Raw genomic sequence first — 18,378 nt, 5'->3', positions numbered from 1 at the left:
CTTACCATGCCTTTTTTTACCGAAGGGCTGCCGGTTGTAACATTTCCGGCTCCTAAAGATGATGAAGGAATTGTTGCCGTAGGGGGAGAACTTTCGCCCGAGATTCTCGTCTCCGCATATGGCCAGGGGGTCTTCCCCTGGTTCGGTGACGACAGCCCCATTCTGTGGTGGAACCCCCATCCCCGGTTCGTTCTTTTTCCGGAAAAACTCCACTCGTCTCATCGGCTTGAACGACGGATACGCTCCGGTGAATATCGGGTCACCATGGATCGAGCCTTTGATCAGGTCATACGAAGCTGTTCCGAGGTGCCTCGCCCCGGACAGGAGGGCACCTGGATAACCGAAGAGATGATTACGGCATACCAAAGGCTTCACAGCTTGGGATATGCTCATTCCTTTGAAAGTTGGTTCGAAGGACAGCTTGTGGGCGGGCTTTACGGGGTTTCGGTAGGGGCCCTTTTTTGTGGCGAATCGATGTTCGCACTTCGGCGTGATGCCAGTAAGGTCGCCTTTGTCACTGCCGTACGGTTTCTTGTCCGGCAGAACTATCGACTCATCGACTGCCAAGTCTATACCGAGCACCTTGCCTCCTTTGGTGCGGAAGAAATCTCCAGAGAACACTTCCTTTCACTGCTTTCCCGTTACCGTGACATGGAAACGGAAACTATTCCCTGAAAGATGGATTGACACTGTTACGATATTTGTCTTATTGTTCTGGTGTACTAATTAAATAGAACAGTAATACGGAGGTTTGAAATGATCCGAATATCCGGAATGGATTTTGGGTATGGTAAAAACCATCTTTTTCGCGGTTTGAACTTAAACCTAAAGCCAGGGAATATCTATGGACTCCTTGGTAAAAATGGTGCGGGTAAGACAACACTTTTGCAGATTATGTCGGGGCTTCTTTTCCCTGAGGCCGGGGAGGTCCTTCTCCTTGGGAGGGAACCTGCCAAGCGCTCTCCTTCGCTTCTTGCCGAAATTTTCTTTCTTGCAGAGGACTTTCATGTAAATGCACTTACCGGAGAGGCCTACGAATTGCTGTATGCTCCCTTTTATGAGCGCTTTGATCACCATCAGTTTCTCTCTTATCTCGAAGAGTTTGATATTCCAGGAAACCGGAAGCTTACCACTTTTTCCTATGGCCAGCGTAAGAAATTTCTTCTCTCCTTCGGCCTTGCATGCAATACCTCGATACTTTTCCTTGATGAACCCACAAACGGATTGGATATTCCCTCCAAAAATCAATTTCGGCGGGTGCTTGCCTCTGCAGTCGATGAAACCAAGACCATTATCATTTCAACCCACCAGGTACGGGATATGGGGCACTTGATTGATCCCATTGTCATTGTCGATTCAGGATCGATTATTCTCAACCGTACGATTGCCGAAATCGGTAGGTCGCTGCTGATGCGCTATGTTCGAGCGCTTCCTTCCGACCCGGTGCCTATTTATAGCGATCAGGCACTGGGGGGCTACATCGTGGTGGAGGAGAACAAAAGCGGAGAGGAAGGGTCGGTTGATATCGAGGTTTTCTTCAACGCTGTCATGACCGCTCGGGAAAGGGTCGAGGCCGCACTTCAAAGGAGGGCCGGGTGATGAGCTTTTCCATTCGCCGCCTCTTCCTTCTCATGAAACGGGATCTTCATACCCAATGGCGCAATGCCTTTCTTGCCCTCGCAGCCGCAATTGCCGTGATAATCGTTCTTGGAGTGCTTGTGGCCTGGCAGGGAGATACTAGGCAGTTCCACGATATCCTTTTTCCTCTTTTATTCCTTCCGGGCGGATACATACTTACCAGTCGGTCCTTTTCCGATCTTCATCACAAAGCTAGCATCCGCCATTTTATCCTTCTGCCTGCCGGGGCAGGGGAGAAAACCCTCTCGCGTCTTCTCTTTTCGGGCCCCTGTTACCTTCTCCTTGCTATTTTCGGTTACAGCATTGCCGCCCTCTGTGCCCACTTTCTGACTTTACTTTTGTTTCGTAATGCAATTCCCTTCTTTACGCCTTTCACAAGAAACTTGAGATTTTTGTATGCCAATTATCTTGCTAGCCAGTCTCTTTTCTTTCTCGGTGCCGCCTGGTTTCGTAAGAATCATTTCTTGAAAACAGTACTTACATTAACACTGCTCTCTTTTTTCTTTTCTCTGCTTGGACTCCTTGCTCAAAGGCTTGCTTTCGGTGGGCTGTATCAACTGAACCACTTGGACCCCTCGATCTTCCGTCCCCTTCTCGGTAGGGGGTTGATGGAAGGGCTCATCCGTTGTGCCAAAATCTTTTATTGGGGTATTCTTCCGCCTTTCTGCTGGTTGGTTTCCTGGCTGCGAATCAGAGAGGCAGAGGTGAGCCATGGAGTTTGATGATACACGTCCCATTTATCTTCAGATCGCCGATTTTATGTTTGAACAGATTATTACCGGTACTTGGCCCGTAGAAACGAGAGTTCCCTCCATCAGGGAATTGGCAGGGATGATGCAGGTGAATCCCAATACGGCGATGCGGACCTATAGCTACCTTCAAGAGCTTGGGGTTATCTATAACAAGCGGGGCATCGGCTACTTTGTGGCCCCGGAGGGCGCCAAGAGGGTTAAACGGGAGCGGAAAAAGAGTTTCTTCGAGGAAGAATTACCCGCACTGTTTCATGCGATGGAGACCCTCGATATAACGATTGATGAAGTGATCAAGGCCTATAAAACCTGCCGAAAGGAGCGGAAAAAAGAATGAAAACCAGCAACAAGATAGTGATGATAGCTTTGATTCTCGGAGTAGTGGCAGTATGTGTGCTTGCACTCTTGTTTCGGTTTGCCGTTATAGTGCCTGGGCAATTGCAAATGCCACGGGGATGGTGATGATACTCAGCATCGTCGTGGCGATAACAATTCCCTGGGCTCTTCGGCTATCTATGCCGTAGCGACTGGGAAGGACATAGCTGAACAGTGCCGCCGGCAAGGCCCCCGTTACCAACAGTACCGTACGGGCTGTTCCCGAGAAGCCGAAGAGGGTGACCACAAGCAGGGCTGTAAGAAATCCGGCGACGATCCTGAGAAGAATTCCTGCAAAGAGGTGTATTTCCAATTGAGGTTTGCGGGCATGGATGGAGAGCCCTAGGGTAAAGGCCGCAAGCGGAGACGCTGCATCGCCGGCGAAGGCGCAGGTGTCGAGAATGGGATGAGGAATCGGTAGTCTTCCCACATTTGCCCCGAATCCGGCGATAACGGCCCAAAGAATCGGGCTGCTTAGGGAGGCTTTGATGGCCCTTTTGCTTACCCCTCCCCGAATGATGACGAGCCCAAGGGTGAAGATATAGAGGGTCTGAATTTCATCAAAAATGATGATGATATTCATCGCCTCCGAGCCTCCCCATATCTGCATAAGGGGGATGCCGAGAAAGCCTGAGTTCATGAAGATTACCGGTAAGGCAAAGCTTTTCGGGTCTATTCGGGCGATACGGGCATACGATACTGCCAGCAACAACATGATCACCACCACGGCACTGGTAGCCCCGAAAAGTCTTCCGAGTTCCAACGGAGTAATAGTAGATCGGTACAGGGAAACGAAAACCAACATCGGCATAAAAAAGTCGGTGAGGACCGCGACCAATGATGCTTCACCCACTGCATAGAACCTGGCGAAAAGGTAGCCGGCACCTATGATGAGAAAAAGCGGCAGCAGCAGAACAAAGGTTGAAAAAATCATGCAATCTATAGCCCTAGTAGCTAAAGCCGCTTCCTCCTACGAATTCCCGCAAGATGGAATGTTGGGGGACATACTGGACCGGGATCGAAGAGAAATTGGTCAGAAATGCCAGGAGCCTTCTCGCTTCACTGTACTGCCGGTGGAAGGGTTTGACTGTATTCAACAGCGGCTCCACGTAAGGTTTTAGTACCGCAAGCTCATAGTCTAAGGCACTGTTAAAGGCCGAATCCGCGAGATGCTGATAGGGGAATATGTTGTTATCTTCCCCCCGTCTGACAGAAGGCCACATTTCCAGGGTAGAGAGTGCGCTGTTCCCTCGGAACTGATGGTCCCTAACCATTCGGCGGCAGAGCCTGTTGTCGGTGGTCGCGATCCTATTGTGGTCGTCGAGGTTGAGCTGGGTAAGAGCGGAGATATAGACCAGGTGTTTCTGTTCTCTCGGTATCTCTGGGGTAAGATCGGGGTTGAGGCCGTGAATCCCCTCCATGAGCAGGATATTGCGTTTTCCGAAGCGAAGCTTTTTCCCCTGCTCTTTCGGTTTTCCCGCTTTGAAATCGAAGATGGGAACCTCGATTTCCCTTCCAGCAAAAAGTGCGAGAAGATGACTGTTAAGCTGCTCGATGTTGAGAGCACGGAGACTTTCGAGATCGAGATTGCCATCGGCATCCAAAGGAACATTTTTTCTGGGGCGAAAGTAATCGTCAAGGCCGATAACGACGGGATTAAAGCCAAGTACCTGAAGTTGTATCGCCAGTTTTTTTGTGAAGGTCGTTTTTCCCGATGAAGAGGGACCTGCGATGAGCACTACTCGTACCGTATCCCGCCTTTGTGCGATCTGGTCGGCAATCTGGCTGATCTTCTTATCGTGAAGTGCTTCTGCCACCTGGATAAAGGGGGCAATGTTTCGTTCCTCGATGAGCTGGTTCAACCTTCCCGTACAATTAACATCCAGAATTTTTCCCCAAGCCTTATATTCTTTAAAAATTGAAAAGAGGAGCGGATGGTCGATAAACTCGGCGAGTTTTGTTGGTTCTTTCGACTTTGGATAGCGAAGGAGAAAGCCTGGGGGATAGTTCCTCAATTCGAAGAGCGACAGTAGTGAGGTATTGTCCAACAAGGGTTCATAGCTGATATCGAAAAACTGATCGCACATATACAAGGGAATTTTCGGATCATTTCGGTAACGAAGGAGCAGCTCTGTTGCCGGAAGATTTTCCTTGCGGACCCTTTCGAGAGCCTGCTCATAGCTGATCACCGAACGTTTGATCGGCAGAGCCGCTTTTACTATTGCATGCATCTCTTCCTCAAGACGGGCAATTTCTCCCTCCCCAACACCGGCCATTCCGTTGTAATAGTAGTAGTATCCATCTCCGAGGCTGTGACCGATTACGAGGTGGCGGTCGGGAAAAACCTTTTTTGAAGCAAGCCCGAGCAAAAACGAGAGGGAACGTCGATAGATCCGGTTGCCATATCTGCTATAGAGTGTAACCGGTTCGACGGTTGCGTCGATCTCGATCTTAAAAGAAGGAGTAACCAAATCGTTATTGACAAGGGCCGCTACAACTGGCCCCTGTAGGTCATCCGCTTCCGATGGCGGAAGGAATTCGCTGACTCTTGTTCCATAAGCAACCGTTTTCTTGCTGCCGTCGGGCAGTGTCACTGTCACTTGATTCATGCGTTGCCCCCTTGATGCGTACTATATCAAGTTTACGTCGGGCGCTTATCATTTGTACAGATTTCTTTTACGCTTTCTTTCATTCTTTCCTTTGCCACGGCGATCCAGGCCCCCGGCCCGACGTAATTGGGGCGTGACTCTATTTCTCTATCCAGATCGTCGATATTCGCTAAGGGATCAGGAGACCGCAATTCTTTCATATAATCATGTTTGTTCTTTTTCATCGGACATCTACCTCCCAAGAAAAGTGCCTATGCGAAGAGTTCAAGTTGTACGGGACGGGCGGGGTTACGTTCCCGTTGGGGGATAGAAGGCCGTTCCTGGGGATGCCGTTTCATCATCGGACGGCATTCCTCCTCGTATCCAAGGCCCGTCAGAAACGAGAAGACTGCCGACGAATCCTCTTCCCTATTCGTTGGAAAGGTAATGGCGGGATCAAATATGGTTAGAAGCGAAGCAGAGGCAGCGCTCAGGCTTGCAAGGCTCTGCATATAGGTTTTCCATTCCTCTATCTCATAGCCGGCCTTTTCTGCCTCTTGCGGAGAGCACATCATCTTTTCCACTCTCATCGCCGCTTCGGCGATGATTTCCCGAAAAGCAGCGGTCTCTGCTTCCTCGATATCACGCTGCTTCAATCGTGATATCAGTGTTCTGATCCAGAAAAGCAGACTTATTTCCGGCTCTTCGTCCTGGAGGGCCAGTGCGCAGAGTCTGCTTCCTTCGGCGGGTCCGAATATCAGTTTCAGATTGGAGACAATGATTTCGGGCGAAAATCCGTAGGCCGAGGCCGTTTTTGTGATCCACATGGCAAGGGATCTCGCAGCCTTCGGATAGTCTCCCTTAAGATCCCGGATGAGGAGGATTGCCGTTTCGACGAAGAGTTCCTCCATTTCGCCTTCGAGATACTCTTTCAGCTGATTCTGGGCGCTGGTGATAAAAGAACGGTCCTCGGTGACCTGATGAAAGAGGCTTTTGCTCTTTGGGGAAAGGGCTCCTTCCCTGCCTTCTTTTTTTTCGCACAGTTGTGTGATGACCGGGATGAGGGCGGAGGCCGGACTTTCATCATCAATATGCGATAACTGGCTCAGCGCCTCGTCTCGATTTCCGTTGTAGAAGGCAGAAATCGATAGACAGAGGGCCTTCCAGCTTGCCAGGGGAGACGCATCTCCTATGGACAAGAGTTCCGTTACCGCCTCCGGATTGTACATCCCGTTGGTAACGGACTCGAGGGCATCGCTAATGATTCGAGCCTCGATTTTTATTTGATCACCGTCGGGTATTCGTTCCGATTTCTCGATCGCCGAGGGGTCGAAGAGCAGGGGCGCCAGTTCGTTACGGCGGCCCTGGCGGATGAATTTTCCTATCGTATTGAGTATTTGATCCTGTTTCATATGCTGTTTCATGACGAAAGTGATGAAAGGCTAACCGAAAGGTCTGGCTCTGTCAACAAAATGATGTCCCTAATGGCGCAGGGGTAACTGCTTTTTCAACTCTTCTATCTCACTTCGGGAAAGCGGGCGGGAAATCTTTACCTCATTATCTTCCCGAATCTGTACCACTGGCTGCTCCGGATAGAGCGTGTTGTTTTCATTAACCAAAAGACGAACCGTCGGCTCCTTAGGGTGCTTCTGATCGGTCTTGACGACGAGGGCCTTGACCTTGTTGGAAAGAAGCACATAGGTCCCCACGGGATAGACCGAAAGCGTCAAGACCAGGGCCCTGAGAATTGCATCGTCGTAACGCCGCCCCATCTCCTTTACCAGATCCATGATTCCGGAATGGCCGTCTCTTCCCTCCCGAAAAGGCCGTTTCGAAACTGCTGCAGCATAGGAGGATGCAACACCGATGATCTTACCGTATAAGGAGATCTGATCTCCCCGAAGTTTTCTCGGGTAGCCTGTTCCGTCGATATATTCGTGATGCTCCAGGACTGCCAGGACAACGGGATTGGGGAATCCAGCCTCCTTGAGAATCTTGAAACTGATGACGGGGTGGGTGATGATGGTTTGCCGCTCCTTTGGGGTCAACTTTCTGTTGTGTTTGTAGATCTGGGGCGGAATCCGAATCATCCCGATTTCGTGAAGTAGGGCAGCAAGGCCTATCTCGATCTGCTTGTGAGGAGGAATATTGAGAAAAAGCGACAGAGCCAAGGCCACGACGGCTGTCTTTACCGAATGGGTAACAATGAAATTCTGATCCTCTTCTTCACTGTCGGGAAGGGCAAGAAGATAACGGCTCTCTTCCTTGAGCTTTGCAATGATCTCTTTGACGATATCTGAAAGTTCATTTATCGACAGTACATTATGTTCGAGAAAGGAGGTATAGATCTTTGCAAGTTTCTCGGTTTCTTCGGTAATGAAATCGACGGCATTCTGGAGAGCCTCGCTCTCTTTCATGGTTGCATCAAGGACCCCGACCTTTCCCGTTCCATCCGCCGGTGGGGCTTCGACCGGCATGCCGTCACTGTAAACCGTTTCGAAATACCATGATTCCAGCCGTTCGATCAGTCGTCGGGTAACAGGAATATCCGGGGTGAGCAGCACATAGCCCTCGTCTAGAAACAGAGGCGCATCAATATAAATTTGCGGTTCAAGACTACTGGTTGAAATACTTTTCATGAACGACGCCGTTGACCCCCCTTCCAGGATAGATTACACTTTCTCTTATTATTATAGGAGCATTTTGGGGTGAAGTTTAAGATAATTTTTCTGTTTTTCAATCTTGTCATCGTGTTATCGTTTTTTGTTGTCTTTTTTATGCCCTTATTTATGCTCGGTCATGAGTATGCCGCAATCTTTTGGCGCGACAGCTGGTATCTTCCTATCATCTTTTTTCTTATTATAGGTGGTATCGATTCCTATTTTCTTTTGAACTGGAGGCTTTTTCGAAACCTTGAAGACGAAAACTGGGATGGGGTCATCGCCTATCTTGAGGATCGCCTTTACCAAAGGGGGCGGATATCCGGTCAAAGGATACGAATACTCATCAATGCCTATCTTTTGAAAAATAACATGCAGGGGATCGATCGCCTGGAGAGCCATCTCCGGGAACACTATCCCAAGCTCCATTCCCGCTTTTTGCTTTCATTGGGTATTCCACGGCTGCTGCGGACCGATGCCGAAGGCTTGGAGTTCTTTTTCGGGCCTCATCGGGATGAAGCGAGGAAAGATAAGGAATGGATCAATTTCCTGTACGGTTTTTCACTTCTGATGCAGGTGCGCCGCGAGGAGGCTATGGAGCACTTCGTATCGATGATCCGTGCCGGTTACGTCGGTCCGACAGTGCGGCTCCTTCTTCTCTACTCCCTTGTCCCTTTTACCGTCGAACAGGATGATGTTGCCTCGCTGGTTTCCTCCGAAAGTGCCGAAATGAAAAAGCGCTACTCCAGACCCTCCCTTGAAAAGGAGATTCAGCGAAGCAGGGAACAGGTCGTGCCGGTCATCCTTGCAAAGTTGACCGAGGATGCTCTCAACTGGCTTTACCCTTCGAAGCAGGAGATCGAGAAAGAGGCCTGACTGTCAGCCTTCCCTTTGGTTGACCCTTACTTGACGTGATCGATATAATGGCAATTATCTTTCAAAGGGAAAGGCAACTATGAGTGTACGCGTACGTTATGCCCCGTCTCCGACCGGGCTCCAGCATATCGGGGGAATCAGAACAGCCCTGTTTAATTACTTTTTTGCCCGATCCAGCGGTGGATCATTTATCCTCAGAATCGAGGATACCGATCGTGAACGGTATCATGATGAGGCTTTGGAGGATCTCTTCGAGACCCTCCGTTGGCTGGGAATAGAGTGGGATGAGGGACCTGAGAAGGGTGGCGATTACGGCCCTTATATTCAATCCGAACGCCATGATCTCTACCAGGAATATACCAAGAAGCTGATCGAAAGTGGTCATGCCTACTACTGTTTCTGCAGCTCCGAACGGCTTGAAACACTTCGGCAGGAGCAGCAGAAGAGCAAGGCCTCCCGCGTGGGCTATGATGGTCATTGCCGTTCGATTCCTCTTGAGGAAGCGAAACAGCGGATTGCTGCGGGAGAGCATCCTGTCGTCCGCTTTAAGGTCCCTTCCGAGGGGAAAACCTCGTTTGATGATGTCCTGCTGGGGAAGGTGACCAGAAAAAATCGCGATATACCGCCTGATCCGGTGATTCTCAAAAGCGACGGTTTTCCCACGTATCACCTTGCGAATGTGGTTGACGACCATCTCATGAAGATTACCCATATCCTGCGCGCACAGGAGTGGATTCCTTCCGGAGCACTTCATGTGCTGCTCTATCGAGCCTTCGGCTGGGAGCCGCCGGTCTATTGTCATCTCCCCATGGTTATGGGTAAGGATGGACAGAAGTTATCGAAGCGCCACGGTGCCACCGCAGTGCGGGAATTCCGAAAGGCTGGTTATTTGCCGGAGGCCCTGATCAATTACGTGAGTCTTATCGGCTGGAGCTACGACGGCGAGCGGGAGTTCTTCACAAAAGAAGAATTGGAGAAGCTCTTTAGCCTTGAAAAAATCAACAAGGCACCGGGTGTCTTTGATTACCGGAAGCTCGAGTGGTTCAACGGGCAGTATATCCGCCGGATGGATGATACCAAGCTGGTCGAACGTATGCTTCCCTTTCTTGAGAAAGCGGACTTGGTTTCCGATCCCCCGGAAGCATCTCAAATGGAGCTTGTGAAGCAGATGGTCCCTCTGGTAAAGGAGCGGATGAAGTTCATCCCCGATGCCGGAGATATCTGCCGATTTGCCTTTGAGGAGCCTTCCGGCTATACGGCGGAAGAGCTTATTGCGAAGAAAATGGATGCTGCATCTACCGTCATCGCGATGGAAGCGGGGAGAACAATTATTGAGGCCATGAAAAGGGCCGACGACGATGTTGTCGAAGAGATGTTCAGAGAAAAATCCGAGGAGTTGGGTTTCAAGCTGGGGCAGATGCTCTCTCCTCTTCGTGTTGCCATTACCGGCAGCACCGTTTCTCCGCCACTTTTCGGCTCCATTCGACTGATTGGAATAGACAAGGCCCTGGATCGTATCGACCGGGGAATAGAATTGCTCAAGAAGTGAGGTTGACTGATGGCTGAGAATCGTGAAGTAAGCATGGAAAAACTGGTTTCGCTCTGCAAAAGAAGAGGCTTTGTGTATCAGTCCAGTGAGATATACGGAGGACTTTCCGGGGCCTGGGACTACGGTCCCCTTGGTGTTGAACTGAAGAACCGCGTCAAAGATTATTGGTGGAGGGAGATGACCCAGCTTCATGATAATATCGTCGGCCTCGATGCCGCTATCATGATGCACCCCAGGGTTTGGGAGGCCTCGGGGCACGTCGATAATTTTTCCGACCCCCTGGTGGATTGTAAGCAGTGTAAGAGTCGCTTTCGGGCCGATCAGATTGATCTTGAGGCTCCCTGTCCCGTTTGTGGCAACTCGGGAACCTTTACCGAACCTCGCGACTTCAATCTGATGTTTGCAACCCATATCGGCCCTGTCAAGGACGACGGCAGCATCGTGTATTTGCGTCCCGAGACCGCCCAGGGGATTTTCGTCAATTTTCGTAATGTCGTTCAGACCAGCCGGGTGAAGATTCCTTTCGGTATTGCCCAGGTCGGAAAGGCCTTTCGCAACGAGGTGACTACGAAGAATTTCATCTTTCGAACCTGTGAGTTCGAGCAGATGGAAATGCAGTTCTTTGTAAAGCCGGGAGAGGATGACAAATGGTTTGAGTTTTGGAAAAACGAACGTATTTCCTATTACGATAAGCTCGGAATACGAAAAGAGAAGCTTCGTTTCCACCGTCACGGCGAAAACGAACTTGCTCACTACGCAAAAGATGCCTTTGACATTGAATATGAGTTTCCCATGGGCTGGCAGGAACTTGAGGGTATTCATTCCCGCACCGACTTTGACCTTAGCCGCCATGCGGAATACAGCGGCAAGGATCTCACCTATCTTGATGATGATAAGTCTCGCTATATACCCTATGTCATAGAGACCTCGGCCGGGCTTACCCGTTCGGTTCTTATGGTTCTTTCCGATGCCTATGAAGAAGAGGAGTTGGAAGGCGGCGATATCAGAACCGTGCTTCATTTCCATCCCTCTCTCGCTCCTGTCACCGTTGCCGTGCTCCCTTTGGTAAAGAAGGATGGCATCGCGGAAATCGCTCAGGGGGTCGCTTCTGATCTTCGTGAGGAATTCGCCGTTTTTTACGATCAATCCGGCGCCATCGGCCGCCGTTATCGTCGCATGGACGAGATTGGGACACCCTTTTGCGTTACCATCGACTATGACACGAAAGAGGACAAGACGGTTACTTTGCGTTTCAGGGATTCCATGGAGCAGGTTCGGGTTCCCATCGATGAATTGACCTCCCGAATAAGAGCAGAGATTAAGAACTACAGGAGAGTGTGAGATGGCCGATGCCTTGACCGTCCTGCGGGAACGGGGATTTATCCAGCAATGTACCGATGAAAAGGGGCTGGAAACGGCCCTTTCTTCCGGACCGAACAGCTTTTACGTTGGGGTCGATCCTACCGGTATCAGCCTCCATGTGGGGCATATGGTACCTCTGTTTGCCATGGCCCACCTTCAGCGTGCAGGCCACAAGCCCTTGGCTGTTGTGGGTGGGGGAACCGCCCTTATCGGAGATCCGTCGGGTAAAACCGAGATGCGGAAGATCCAATCGGTTGAAACAATACAGAAGAATGCCGAGGCCATAAAAAAGCAGATCGGCAGAATCGTCGATTTTTCCGATGGAAAGGCGAAACTTCTGAACAATTACGATTGGCTTGCCAATCTTAATTACATCGAATTCCTACGCGATATCGGGCGGCATTTTTCGGTAAACAGGATGCTCACCTTCGAATCCTATAAAAAACGCCTGGAAACGGGACTCAGTTTTATCGAATTCAACTATCAGCTCCTTCAGTCCTATGATTTTTATGTACTTAATAGGGATGAGAACTGCCTCTTCCAGATTGGAGGGGATGACCAGTGGGGTAATATTGTCGCCGGTGTGGAGCTGATTCGCCGAATGTCGGGGAATGAGGTCTTCGGGCTTACCTTTCCCCTTGTTACCCGTTCCGACGGCAAAAAAATGGGAAAGACCGAGAAGGGCGCTGTATTCCTTGATCCGAATCTGTTTCCTCCCTTTGAGTATTACCAATATTGGAGGAATATCGCGGATGCAGATGTAGAGAAATTCCTCATGCTTTTTACCTTCCTTCCCGTAGAAGAGGTAAGGGAGCTCGGCCGATTGGAGGGTTCCGAACTGAATCGTGCTAAAGAGATCCTTGCCTATGAGCAGACCAAACTGATCCATGGTAAAGATGAGGCCGATAAGGCCAGGGATGCTGCCAAGGCCGCGTTCAGTGCCGGCGGGGCCTCAGATCGGGGGGCGATACCTTTTATCGAGCTCCCGAACGAGGATCTGGAAGAAGGAATTGGTATTCTCGAACTTTTCGCCATGACCACCCTCTGCTCCTCGCGCAGTGAGGCCCGTAGGCTTGTTCAGCAAGGGGGAGCGGTCATTAATGATGAAAAAATCGATGATATTGAAGCGATCGTTACAAATAAGCAACTTGATGATGACGGAGAGCTTTTACTTCGTGCAGGAAAGAAGCGCTTTTTCCGTGTTATTGCAAAATGATGAGAAAAGAAGGGATAGTTGATATGAAAAATCTGAAGCAATGGAGTAGTTTCCGTGCTTTTTCCCTGTTGCTGGCAGGATTTCTTTTGGCATCTGCTTTGCCGCTTTTCGGAAGTGGGGCAAAGGAAAAGAAAGAATCCCTTGTTATACGTGGTGCCGTCTATAAAGGATCCAGCGGCTTTGGGGCTGTTCGCCTTTTGGAAGACCCTCCTGAGCTTGGAGCGGGAATCAGCGTCGAATTTCAGGTGCTTCCCACTCCCCAGGAGATGGTGGCGAGGGTTTCCTCCGGGGAGGTCGATATCGCCGTTTTCCCCACGAACCTTGCTGCTAAACTGTATAACGCAGGCACCGGTTACCGCCTCGGAGGAGTAATCGGCTATGGAATTCTTCACCTCCTCTCTTCGGATACCGGCATTGCATCCTGGGCCGACCTCGATGGAAAAACCGTATACACGGTGGGCAAGGGGGCAACACCCGATTTCTTACTTCGCTATTTTCTTTCCCGTTCAGGTGTCGAAAAGCAGGTGAGTATCGATTATTCGATCACCGCTGCCCCACAACTTGCCCAAGCTCTTATTGGAGGGAAGGTTGAGTATGGGGTCCTCCCGGAGCCCTTTGCAACCCTGGTTTCAAATAAAGCTCCGACCGTTTCCTCTGTAATCGATTTTCAGCAGAGTTGGAACGATCTTTATGGGGGTGAAGAGGGGCGTTCTTATCCCATTACCGTTGTCGTCCTCTCGTCGAAGCTGCTCGACAGCCATCCGGAGGTCGCTCGAAGGTTTCTGGATGCATATAAGGCTTCCATCGAATGGGTGAGGGCAAATCCCGATGATGCCGCGGCTCTTATCGAAAAGTTCGATATCATGCCTGCTGCAATTGCCGCCCCGGCAATTCCCAACTGCAACCTTGTCTTCCTTCCCGCCGTCGAGAGCCGCCCGCTTGTAGAAGATTTTCTCAGGGTCCTGCTTGATTTTGACCCTGCGTCGATCGGTGGAAAGCTTCCCGACGAGGGATTCTATTTTCAGTAAAGAGGGGAGAGAGACGAACCGAGGTTCGGTTAGATGAAAATTTCACCGGCAAGGTCCATGGTGCTCGTAGCGGCATCCGTTGTGCTGCTTCTCATTATCTGGGAGGCTGCTTCGAGTATCGTGAATGCCGACATTATACTTCCCACTCCTTTTGCGGTTCTTCGGCGTCTTATCGCCATCGGGGACAGGCGTACGTTTTTCAGACATATAGCGGCATCAGGAGAACGGGTTGCCGTTTCCTTCCTCTTTTCCCTCATTGTCGGAATTCTCCTCGGCATAGGATCGGGGCTTTCCTCCGCCTTTCGAGCCTTTCTTTCTCCCTTTGTTCACACCATGCGAACGGTGCCGGTGATGGCCGTTATTCTCATTGCGATACTCTGGTTTCCTTCCACGGTTGTTCCGATTTTTGCGGCGGTCCTTATGGCCCTTCCTGTGGTCATTGGGGCTGTCGAGCGTGGGATCCTTGAAATCGATAGCAAGCTTGTCGAGATGGCCCATATTTTTCGAGTGCCTCCGGTAGAGCGTCTGCGGCGAGTCATCATTCCTCAGCTTGTTCCCTCGATTCTTACCGCTGCTCATTTGACCCTCGGGCTTTGTTGGAAGGTTGTGGTCGCGGGGGAGATCTTCACCATTCCCCGATCGGGGGTGGGTGCTCAGATGCAACTTGCTCAACTCAGCCTTGAGTCCGAAGCTGTCTTTGCCTGGACTGTCGTTGTGGTGATTTCAGCAGCCCTCTCCCAGGCTCTCCTTTCCCTGGCAGATCATTTTGGGAAAAGGAGTTCTTAATGGAATGGCGGAACGTTTCCTTTACCTATGATAGCGGAATCGAGGTGTTTCGCCGCTTCTCGCTTGAGTTCCCGGAAGGGGAGATTACCGCAATCCTCGGACCCTCCGGTTGTGGGAAAACAACGCTTTTGCATCTCATAGCCGGCCTGTTGATACCCTCTGACGGTAGCATCGGCAGGGATACCGGAGAGGCCGTAAGCTATCTTTTTCAGGAGCCGCGCTTATTGCCCTGGATGACGGTTCTGGAAAATGTCTGCCTTGTGAATAAAGATGAAGGAGCTGTGAGACGATTTCTTGAGATTGTAGGCCTGCGCTCCTCTGCATCACGTTACCCCGGAGAACTCTCCGGAGGCATGCGGCAGCGTGTGGCCATGGCAAGGGCCTTCGCCTTCGATGCATCAATGTTACTCATGGATGAGCCCTTTCAGGCTCTTGACCTTGCCCTTAGGCTTTCACTCGTGAATGCCTTTCGGCATATATGGGGTCAGGAGCCAAGGACCTCGATTTTTGTTACCCACGACATTCAGGAGGCTCTCGTTCTGGGTGATAGAATATTCGTGCTTGACGGACCGCCTGTCGAGCTTGTCGGTCGCTTTGTCAACCCGGTTGATAGAAATCAGCGGAGTATCCATGATCCTCGGCTCCTTGCCCTGGAAGCGGAACTCTATCATCTGCTTATCGATGAGCGCAGCCGAAGGAAGGAGAATAACGATGATTATACTGTTAGTGAGTGATTTACATGGAGATATTGATAGACTATCCAAATTAAAAGAAGAGGCCGAGGCAGCCGATCTTCTTATTGTTGCCGGAGATCTCACCCATTTTGGAGGGAGGTCCGATGCCCTTCGCGTCATCGAAGGGTGTCGAAATTTGGGTCTTCCCCTCTTCCTTATCCACGGCAATTGCGATACCGAGGAAGCGGCCCGATGCATTGCCGAACAGGAAGGCAGTCTTCACCTGGTCTCTCGCGATTTTTCTGGGATTCGTTTCGTCGGGCTTGGCGGATCATTACCCGGGCCTCTCGAAACGCCAAGCACCATGGATGAGGAGGCTCTTAATCGGGAACTTTCAAGCATTTCTCTTCCTCAAGACGGAATGCCGTTGATCTTTGTCTCACATCAGCCGCCTCATGGAAGCTGTGCAGATCGTGCGATGAAGATGAAACATGTCGGCAGCACCTCCGTGGCCCGCTGGAGCGAAGCCGTAGCCCCTATCGCCCACCTTTGCGGCCATATACATGAGTCTGCCTGTGTCGGACGAATCGGACGAACGGTATTGGTTAATCCGGGGGCTTTCAAAGATGGACGCTATGCCGTTGTTCGAATTGCAGGAGGGGTGGCCGAGGCCGAACTGAGACGAGTTTGAGTTTGAAACTCCATAAAACAAAAAAGAAGCTGCCTGAGAAAATCTCAGGCAGCTCTTGTGCCGCCGAACAGAATTGAACTGTTGACACGAGGATTTTCAGTCCTCTGCTCTACCGACTGAGCTACAGCGGCGCGACGCATGTATATATACCCAATGCTGCCAAAAATGTCAAGGCGGGTCGGGAAAAAAAGCTTTCCTTAGTGTTCGGAATCCTGGTGATGCACATGCCGTTTAACAGGTAGATATCTTTCTTTTATGCCAGTGCATACGTTTTCCCATGGTTTGGCTTTCAATTGACGCAGAGAAAAGGAATTGCCGCCTTTTGATCACCAGGATTCCGAACAGTAGAAAAGCTTTCCAATGAGAAATTGACCAGGCCCCTTTTGGAGGGTAGTATAGAACCATGAGTGATCCCAAAAGAGCGGCCATGGCATACGGCCGTTTCGGAAAAACGGAAAAACCAGGAAAAGAAGGAAACGTAGAAAAGGATAAAGAGCAAAGCCCTTCTGATGAAAGTTCTTCGCTCCGGGGATTTCTCAAGAAGGGGATTGCGGGGAATCCCTATCGTAAGGCAGCAAAATTATTGCTCCTTTTAGGCAAGGAACAAGCTGCAAGGATTCTTGCCCATTTTTCTACCGATGAAATCGAAAAGATCACCAGAGAGATTGCCGGGATAAAGCGGATTGATAAGGAAGAGGCGAAGCTCCTATTCGATCAATTTGGGAAGGCTGAGGATAAAGCAAAGGCTGTTAGCGGTGGTGTCGAGGTGGCACGCTCCATGCTCGAGAAGGCCTTCGGCAGAGACAAGGGGGATGCACTCCTTGAAAAGGTTATACCCTTCGGCGGCGAAAAGCCTTTTTCCTTTCTCGAAGAGATAGAGAGCCAGCAGATCTTCCTTTTGTTACGGCGGGAATCGGCAGCAGTTATTGCCATTGTCCTTAGCTTCCTTTCCCGTAAAAAATCGGGAGAGATTGTAAAGATGCTTTCTCCGTCACTGCAGGTTGAAACGGTTCGCCGTCTTGCTAGGATGGAACGGGTATCTCCTTCTGTTGTCGCCTCTATCGAGATGAAGCTGCAGGAGCGATTACACGCGCAGGGGCGAGTTGTAACGGAGGAAGTCGACGGTCAAGCGGTTCTTGCCTCCATCTTGAAGCAGATGAACTTTAGGGAAGGGGAGCGCATTCTTGACACCTTGGGTGAAGGCGACGTAGTACTGAAAGAACAAATCTCCAAACGGCTTTTTACTGTCGACGATCTGCTTCGTATTTCCGACCGTGATATGCAGCGTGTTCTCAGAGATTTCGAAGATCGGGAGATTGCGCTTCTTATGACGGAGCAAAACGATGAGGTGAAGGAAAAACTCTTTTCCTGTATAAGCGATCGTAGAAAACTCTTTGTCCAATCGGAGTTGGAGATTTTAGGTCCCCTTCGGCGTGATGAAGTCGATAAGGCTCGAAACAATTTTCTTGCCTATGTAAGGGGACTTGTCGAACGGGGTGAGATAGTTCTATCCGATGACCATAACCCCCTGATATAGCTCGATAGCACAAGTATCTTGTCGTTTCCTCTATTTCGTAGTAGCTTTATAATCGAAGGAGGCGCTTCTCGTGTATTCTACCGGTATTGCATATCTTCTATGGCTCATTTCTGGTTTTGGTGCGCTTGGATTTCACCGTTTTTATCTTGGAAAACCGGGGAGCGGGCTCCTCTACCTCTTTACCGGTGGTCTTTTCGGAATCGGGGCTTTTTACGATCTCATCACTCTTCCCATGCAGGTTCGTGAGGCAAATCTCAGGGTCGGTTACCACAATGCCTTTCTTGGGGCCATGGCGGGAGGTGCTCATGGACCGATCGACAGAACCCATACCGGAGGTGCACGGAGCCTCGGGCGGAAAGAGAGTCTCGAGCAGGCCATCCTGAAGACCGCCAAAAAGAACAAGGGCGTTGTTACCCCAAGCTCGGTTGCTTTGGAGTGTGATAAGGGGCTTGATGATGTAAAAAAGGCCCTTGAGCTCCTTGTGGAAAAGGGGTATGCGGATCTGCGGGTAACGAAAAACGGGGCTTTGGTCTATTTCTTCCAGGAATTTTCCGAGGGAGGAAGCCACCCCGATCTTGAAGAGATGTGATTGTCCCAAAAGCCTCTTTCTCCGGACTCTATTGACAAGCTTGTACAGCCTCCGTACTAT

At 50.4% G+C, this 18,378-nt stretch carries 19 protein-coding genes and 1 tRNA gene; 14 read left to right on the top strand and 6 right to left on the bottom strand.

What is annotated here, in order from left to right; genetic code table 11:
* Positions 1 to 6: 6 nt before the first annotated feature.
* From aat to SPIRS_RS15955, 4 genes are all read left to right on the top strand, one after another.
* Positions 7 to 675, top strand: coding sequence for a leucyl/phenylalanyl-tRNA--protein transferase (gene aat / locus SPIRS_RS15970; RefSeq protein ID WP_013255723.1), 669 nt, complete (start codon positions 7 to 9; stop codon positions 673 to 675).
* An 81-nt stretch (positions 676 to 756) separates the two neighbouring features.
* On the top strand, positions 757 to 1,599 hold the full coding sequence (locus tag SPIRS_RS15965) for an ABC transporter ATP-binding protein (protein ID WP_013255722.1): 843 nt from the start codon (positions 757 to 759) through the stop codon (positions 1,597 to 1,599).
* Positions 1,599 to 2,360 carry a hypothetical protein gene (locus tag SPIRS_RS15960; protein ID WP_013255721.1) on the top strand — a complete coding sequence of 254 codons (762 nt, stop codon included), beginning with the start codon at positions 1,599 to 1,601 and terminating at the stop codon, positions 2,358 to 2,360. Before SPIRS_RS15965 ends, SPIRS_RS15960 begins: the two co-directional genes overlap by 1 nt.
* Positions 2,350 to 2,724 carry a GntR family transcriptional regulator gene (locus tag SPIRS_RS15955; RefSeq protein ID WP_013255720.1) on the top strand — a complete coding sequence of 125 codons (375 nt, stop codon included), beginning with the start codon at positions 2,350 to 2,352 and terminating at the stop codon, positions 2,722 to 2,724. Before SPIRS_RS15960 ends, SPIRS_RS15955 begins: the two co-directional genes overlap by 11 nt.
* Before the next feature lie 84 nt (positions 2,725 to 2,808).
* On the opposite strand, the gene SPIRS_RS15950 is transcribed toward SPIRS_RS15955, so the two are convergent.
* From SPIRS_RS15950 to SPIRS_RS15930, 5 genes are all read right to left on the bottom strand, one after another.
* Positions 2,809 to 3,696 (bottom strand): AEC family transporter, encoded by an 888-nt coding sequence (locus SPIRS_RS15950; RefSeq protein WP_013255718.1) that lies wholly within the window; start codon positions 3,694 to 3,696, stop codon positions 2,809 to 2,811.
* 13 nt (positions 3,697 to 3,709) lie between these two features.
* Positions 3,710 to 5,371: a nucleoside kinase gene (locus SPIRS_RS15945; RefSeq protein ID WP_013255717.1), complete on the bottom strand. Its 1,662-nt coding sequence runs from the start codon at positions 5,369 to 5,371 to the stop codon at positions 3,710 to 3,712.
* 32 nt (positions 5,372 to 5,403) lie between these two features.
* Entirely contained in the window at positions 5,404 to 5,595 is a 192-nt protein-coding gene (locus SPIRS_RS15940) for a hypothetical protein (RefSeq protein WP_013255716.1), read from the bottom strand.
* A gap of 27 nt (positions 5,596 to 5,622) precedes the next feature.
* Positions 5,623 to 6,762: a hypothetical protein gene (locus SPIRS_RS15935; RefSeq protein ID WP_148224088.1), complete on the bottom strand. Its 1,140-nt coding sequence runs from the start codon at positions 6,760 to 6,762 to the stop codon at positions 5,623 to 5,625.
* A gap of 69 nt (positions 6,763 to 6,831) precedes the next feature.
* Complete coding sequence (locus tag SPIRS_RS15930) at positions 6,832 to 7,989, bottom strand: HD-GYP domain-containing protein (protein WP_013255714.1); 1,158 nt, start codon at positions 7,987 to 7,989, stop codon at positions 6,832 to 6,834.
* Between the two features lie 69 nt (positions 7,990 to 8,058).
* Between SPIRS_RS15930 and SPIRS_RS15925 the strand changes: the two genes are divergently transcribed.
* The 8 genes from SPIRS_RS15925 to SPIRS_RS15890 all read left to right on the top strand — a co-directional run bounded on the left by SPIRS_RS15925 (position 8,059) and on the right by SPIRS_RS15890 (position 16,192).
* Positions 8,059 to 8,886 (top strand): hypothetical protein, encoded by an 828-nt coding sequence (locus SPIRS_RS15925; protein ID WP_013255713.1) that lies wholly within the window; start codon positions 8,059 to 8,061, stop codon positions 8,884 to 8,886.
* A gap of 79 nt (positions 8,887 to 8,965) precedes the next feature.
* Positions 8,966 to 10,435: a glutamate--tRNA ligase gene (gene gltX / locus SPIRS_RS15920; RefSeq protein WP_013255712.1), complete on the top strand. Its 1,470-nt coding sequence runs from the start codon at positions 8,966 to 8,968 to the stop codon at positions 10,433 to 10,435.
* A gap of 9 nt (positions 10,436 to 10,444) precedes the next feature.
* Positions 10,445 to 11,776, top strand: a complete 1,332-nt coding sequence (locus SPIRS_RS15915; protein ID WP_013255711.1) for a glycine--tRNA ligase — start codon at positions 10,445 to 10,447, stop codon at positions 11,774 to 11,776.
* Position 11,777: 1 nt separating this feature from the next.
* Complete coding sequence (tyrS, locus tag SPIRS_RS15910; protein ID WP_013255710.1) at positions 11,778 to 13,013, top strand: tyrosine--tRNA ligase; 1,236 nt, start codon at positions 11,778 to 11,780, stop codon at positions 13,011 to 13,013.
* Between the two features lie 23 nt (positions 13,014 to 13,036).
* Positions 13,037 to 14,041, top strand: coding sequence for an ABC transporter substrate-binding protein (locus SPIRS_RS15905; protein WP_013255709.1), 1,005 nt, complete (start codon positions 13,037 to 13,039; stop codon positions 14,039 to 14,041).
* 33 nt (positions 14,042 to 14,074) lie between these two features.
* Positions 14,075 to 14,827: an ABC transporter permease gene (locus SPIRS_RS15900; protein ID WP_013255708.1), complete on the top strand. Its 753-nt coding sequence runs from the start codon at positions 14,075 to 14,077 to the stop codon at positions 14,825 to 14,827.
* On the top strand, positions 14,827 to 15,561 hold the full coding sequence (locus SPIRS_RS15895) for an ABC transporter ATP-binding protein (protein ID WP_013255707.1): 735 nt from the start codon (positions 14,827 to 14,829) through the stop codon (positions 15,559 to 15,561). The genes SPIRS_RS15900 and SPIRS_RS15895 overlap by 1 nt, the downstream gene beginning before the upstream one ends.
* On the top strand, positions 15,539 to 16,192 hold the full coding sequence (locus SPIRS_RS15890) for a metallophosphoesterase family protein (protein WP_013255706.1): 654 nt from the start codon (positions 15,539 to 15,541) through the stop codon (positions 16,190 to 16,192). Before SPIRS_RS15895 ends, SPIRS_RS15890 begins: the two co-directional genes overlap by 23 nt.
* 58 nt (positions 16,193 to 16,250) lie before the next feature.
* Here the strand turns inward: SPIRS_RS15890 and SPIRS_RS15885 are convergent.
* Positions 16,251 to 16,323, bottom strand: a tRNA-Phe gene (locus SPIRS_RS15885).
* Positions 16,324 to 16,595: 272 nt separating this feature from the next.
* On the opposite strand from SPIRS_RS15885, the gene SPIRS_RS15880 reads away from it, so the two are divergent.
* On the top strand, positions 16,596 to 17,729 hold the full coding sequence (locus SPIRS_RS15880; protein WP_013255705.1) for a flagellar motor switch protein FliG: 1,134 nt from the start codon (positions 16,596 to 16,598) through the stop codon (positions 17,727 to 17,729).
* A gap of 70 nt (positions 17,730 to 17,799) precedes the next feature.
* Positions 17,800 to 18,318: a TM2 domain-containing protein gene (locus SPIRS_RS15875; RefSeq protein ID WP_013255704.1), complete on the top strand. Its 519-nt coding sequence runs from the start codon at positions 17,800 to 17,802 to the stop codon at positions 18,316 to 18,318.
* Positions 18,319 to 18,378 lie beyond the last annotated feature (60 nt).

Source organism: Sediminispirochaeta smaragdinae DSM 11293 (genome assembly GCF_000143985.1).
GTDB classification, from domain to species: Bacteria; Spirochaetota; Spirochaetia; order DSM-16054; family Sediminispirochaetaceae; genus Sediminispirochaeta; species Sediminispirochaeta smaragdinae.
The sequence above is the reverse complement of the archived record's forward strand: the minus strand, read 5'-3'. Positions and strand labels throughout refer to the sequence as shown.

What these genes read in the sequence shown, in the direction of transcription:
- SPIRS_RS15965 (WP_013255722.1), top strand. Translation starts at nt 757, where the DNA reads ATGATCCGAATATCCGGAATGGATTTTGGGTATGGTAAAAACCATCTT.
- SPIRS_RS15940 (WP_013255716.1), bottom strand. Translation starts at nt 5,595, where the DNA reads ATGAAAAAGAACAAACATGATTATATGAAAGAATTGCGGTCTCCTGAT.
- SPIRS_RS15905 (WP_013255709.1), top strand. Translation starts at nt 13,037, where the DNA reads ATGAAAAATCTGAAGCAATGGAGTAGTTTCCGTGCTTTTTCCCTGTTG.
- SPIRS_RS15890 (WP_013255706.1), top strand. Translation starts at nt 15,539, where the DNA reads ATGATTATACTGTTAGTGAGTGATTTACATGGAGATATTGATAGACTA.
- SPIRS_RS15930 (WP_013255714.1), bottom strand. Translation starts at nt 7,989, where the DNA reads ATGAAAAGTATTTCAACCAGTAGTCTTGAACCGCAAATTTATATTGAT.
- SPIRS_RS15945 (WP_013255717.1), bottom strand. Translation starts at nt 5,371, where the DNA reads ATGAATCAAGTGACAGTGACACTGCCCGACGGCAGCAAGAAAACGGTT.
- tyrS (WP_013255710.1), top strand. Translation starts at nt 11,778, where the DNA reads ATGGCCGATGCCTTGACCGTCCTGCGGGAACGGGGATTTATCCAGCAA.
- SPIRS_RS15950 (WP_013255718.1), bottom strand. Translation starts at nt 3,696, where the DNA reads ATGATTTTTTCAACCTTTGTTCTGCTGCTGCCGCTTTTTCTCATCATA.
- SPIRS_RS15900 (WP_013255708.1), top strand. Translation starts at nt 14,075, where the DNA reads ATGAAAATTTCACCGGCAAGGTCCATGGTGCTCGTAGCGGCATCCGTT.
- SPIRS_RS15955 (WP_013255720.1), top strand. Translation starts at nt 2,350, where the DNA reads ATGGAGTTTGATGATACACGTCCCATTTATCTTCAGATCGCCGATTTT.
- gltX (WP_013255712.1), top strand. Translation starts at nt 8,966, where the DNA reads ATGAGTGTACGCGTACGTTATGCCCCGTCTCCGACCGGGCTCCAGCAT.
- SPIRS_RS15880 (WP_013255705.1), top strand. Translation starts at nt 16,596, where the DNA reads ATGAGTGATCCCAAAAGAGCGGCCATGGCATACGGCCGTTTCGGAAAA.
- SPIRS_RS15960 (WP_013255721.1), top strand. Translation starts at nt 1,599, where the DNA reads ATGAGCTTTTCCATTCGCCGCCTCTTCCTTCTCATGAAACGGGATCTT.
- SPIRS_RS15895 (WP_013255707.1), top strand. Translation starts at nt 14,827, where the DNA reads ATGGAATGGCGGAACGTTTCCTTTACCTATGATAGCGGAATCGAGGTG.
- aat (WP_013255723.1), top strand. Translation starts at nt 7, where the DNA reads ATGCCTTTTTTTACCGAAGGGCTGCCGGTTGTAACATTTCCGGCTCCT.
- SPIRS_RS15935 (WP_148224088.1), bottom strand. Translation starts at nt 6,762, where the DNA reads ATGAAACAGGATCAAATACTCAATACGATAGGAAAATTCATCCGCCAG.
- SPIRS_RS15915 (WP_013255711.1), top strand. Translation starts at nt 10,445, where the DNA reads ATGGCTGAGAATCGTGAAGTAAGCATGGAAAAACTGGTTTCGCTCTGC.